The following is a 3,181-nucleotide window of genomic DNA, read 5'->3' on the forward strand; positions in this document are numbered from 1 at the left end:
CAGCAATGATTCATGATTACTATTTTTAGCAATTAAATAATTAGAGAAACTTATCACTTATAACTATCTTCTAAGATAATATATTTACGATGCTTGAATTGCATTTTCAAATAAGTTATAATTATGGGATTGGATTACTTTTCTTATATATAAAATGATTGACGCTGTAATCTGAATCTAGTAAAACTAATTCACAAAATCAAGAAATAGAAATTGATAAATTTATATCAGGTTATCAATACTTAAGCATTATTGAACTATGAAAAAGCTCTGATTGAAGTAAATTGGAGTTTTCTTATTCACTGATAAAGAACAATTAATTTATAAGCCCGTGGAGGGGAATTTTGAAATATTTTAGAGAATCGATTATTGTAACAATTATTGCATTGATTATTGCCGTAGTTTATGGCGGAGTGGATGCACTTGTTTTGGCAACTATTTTAGGAATTATGGAGGTTTCTTTATCGTTTGACAACGCAATCGTAAATGCACGTATCCTTGAACGAATGAGTCATCGTTGGCGTAATATTTTCTTAACTGTAGGAATGCTTATTGCTGTACTTGGAATGCGTTTTATTTTCCCGTTGGCAGTTGTTTCTATTTCTGCTCAGTTGAGTCCTTTGGAAGCACTGCACTTAGCAATGGAAAAAGGTGATCCAGAGACTATAGGTACTTATGGCTATATTCTTCAACATGCCCATCCAATGATTGCAGCATTTGGGGGAGCATTTTTATTGATGCTAGCTTTAAATTTCTTTTTTGATGAGAACGATTATCATTGGATTGTAATTCCTGAGAAACTTCTTTTTAGAATCGGAAAATTTCCAATGGCAACGCCAATGATTGTTTTAATAGTCATGATGGGAATTTCAAAATGGGTAAGTAGTCAATCATATTTGATTTTTTTCGCAGGTGCAGCTGGAATGGTGCTCTATATGGCCGTTGAAGGTTTAGGAAGTTTGATGGAACATCATGGGACCTTGGCTGAGGTAACAGAAGAAATAGAAAATGACGAACCACTAATTGCTCAAACTGTTCTTGCGACAGGAAAACAAGCCTTCGTACTATTCCTCTATCTTGAAATGATAGATGCTTCATTTAGTTTTGATGGTGCCATTGGCGCTTTTGCCATTACCTCAGACCCGATTGTCATTATGTTAGGTTTGGGATTGATTGGTGCAATGTTTGTAAGGTCACTAACAGTTTATTTAGTAGAAAAAGGTACTTTGAATGATTTTGTTTATTTAGATCATGGTGCACATTGGGCAATTTTAGTTTTATCTGTTTTATTGTTAATATCAATTAATGTCGAGATTCCTGAAATTATTACAGGATTAATTGGTGCAATTCTCATAGGAGCATCATTTTTATCTAGCGTACTTTATAACAGAAAACATAAAGAGCTTAACTAATAAAATCTACAATTATCAGTATGAAAAATAGTCTTAAATGGCTATTTTTTTATTATTTTGAAGAAAATATTGATATGTAGTTATTAATAATTGACTAATGATAAAAATAATGGTTTAATGGTTTAAAAATATAAACCATTGCTGACGAATGAAGGATGAACCATGACAGATTATAAATATTTAAAAAAAGAGCTGGCAGAAGTTAGCGATTTCTTAATTGCTTTGGGGGATGAAAAAAGACAAGCAATTATCATTAGACTTTTAGAAGAGATGGATTGCAAAGGAATTCAAGTTGGTGAATTAATTGAAGAAACCGGCTTGTCTCGCCCCGCAATTTCACATCATTTGAAAATTTTAAAGCAAGCAAAAATAGTAAATTATCGTTCAGAAGGAACTAAGAATTATTATTATCTGGACCATAATAGCTCTGAGATTGTCAAATTACAGAACTTTTTAGCAGAAGTTTCAAAAATCATGAATATGAAAGAAAAATAATGAAAAAAGGGTTCTGTTGCAAAGTTTTCTGATAAGTCTATTTTAGTGTAAAATGAATAAAAATGACAGCGAGGGTATATCAATGAACTATTTTAAAGGTAAACAATTTCAAAAAGATGTGATTATTGTCGCTGTTGGTTATTATCTACGTTACAATCTAAGCTATCGTGAAATTCAAGAACTCCTTTATGATCGTGGGATTAACGTTTGTCACACAACTATTTATCGTTGGTTACAAGAATACAGTAAAGTCCTCTATCATCTCTGGAAAAAGAAAAATAGACAGTCCTTCTATTCGTGGAAAATGGATGAAACTTATATCAAAATCAAAGGTCGTTGGCATTATCTCTATCGTGCAATTGATGCGGATGGATTGACTTTAGACATCTGGCTACGCAAGAAACGGGATACTCAAGCTGCTTATGCGTTCTTGAAACGACTCCATAAACAGTTTGGTCAACCAAGAGTAATTGTCACGGATAAAGCGCCCTCTATTGGTTCTGCATTTAGAAAGTTACAGAGTAACGGTTTATATACTAAGACAGAGCATCGAACCGTGAAGTATCTCAATAACCTCATTGAGCAAGACCATCGACCAATCAAACGACGCAATAAATTTTATCGAAGTCTACGAACTGCCTCAACCACGATTAAGGGCATGGAAACAATTCGAGGAATATACAAAAAGAACCGAAGAAATGGAACGCTCTTCGGATTTTCGGTATCTACTGAGATTAAGGTCTTAATGGGAATATTAGCTTAAAAACAAGAAGGATTATAAACCTTGTATTTGATTTTTAAACTTTGCAACAGAACCAGAAAGACTACTCATTTGTGAGTAGTCTTTCTTATCTATCTAGTTATTAATTCTTTATTCAAATACAATTTATATTATTTATATTTTTCTAGAGAAAATGTTACTCCAAATCTAATTTGATGCTGTATTTTAACGGATTATTTCGACTTCACGTTGAGATGCTCCATTAACCAGTCTTACTTTATTTTCTCCAAAAAGTTTGATTAATTTATCAAAATCTGCACTCTTTGCAAATTTTTCATTATTTTTTCGATTCTTTTTAGCATTTTTGGTGGATTTTAACGAAATATAAATTTCTCTTCCTTTTTCATTATTTGGAATAAAATTAGTTTGTTCTAATATAATATTCTCAATTTCCTTTTTTGACTTTGCCATTGAAACAGCACTCCTTCATAAAATAATTACATTAAATATCATATCATAATAGCCTTGATTTTTTAAATATTTTTTTTTTACC

At 31.7% G+C, this 3,181-nt stretch carries 4 protein-coding genes; 3 read left to right on the forward strand and 1 reads right to left on the reverse strand.

What is annotated here, in order from left to right; translation table 11 throughout:
- The first annotated feature begins 344 nt into the window (after positions 1–344).
- From LLA01S_RS11765 to LLA01S_RS11775, 3 genes are all read left to right on the forward strand, one after another.
- Positions 345–1,412 (forward strand): DUF475 domain-containing protein, encoded by a 1,068-nt coding sequence (locus LLA01S_RS11765; protein ID WP_011676291.1) that lies wholly within the window; start codon positions 345–347, stop codon positions 1,410–1,412.
- A 162-nt stretch (positions 1,413–1,574) separates the two neighbouring features.
- Entirely contained in the window at positions 1,575–1,907 is a 333-nt protein-coding gene (locus tag LLA01S_RS11770; RefSeq protein WP_011676292.1) for an ArsR/SmtB family transcription factor, read from the forward strand.
- Positions 1,908–1,989: 82 nt separating this feature from the next.
- Positions 1,990–2,670, forward strand: coding sequence for an IS6-like element ISS1S family transposase (locus tag LLA01S_RS11775; RefSeq protein ID WP_061778359.1), 681 nt, complete (start codon positions 1,990–1,992; stop codon positions 2,668–2,670).
- A 183-nt stretch (positions 2,671–2,853) separates the two neighbouring features.
- Here the strand turns inward: LLA01S_RS11775 and LLA01S_RS11780 are convergent, their stop codons facing one another.
- Positions 2,854–3,099 carry a hypothetical protein gene (locus LLA01S_RS11780; protein ID WP_021037230.1) on the reverse strand — a complete coding sequence of 82 codons (246 nt, stop codon included), beginning with the start codon at positions 3,097–3,099 and terminating at the stop codon, positions 2,854–2,856.
- Positions 3,100–3,181: the final 82 nt, after the last annotated feature.

The organism is Lactococcus cremoris subsp. cremoris NBRC 100676, assembly GCF_001591705.1.
Taxonomy (GTDB): domain Bacteria; phylum Bacillota; class Bacilli; order Lactobacillales; family Streptococcaceae; genus Lactococcus; species Lactococcus cremoris.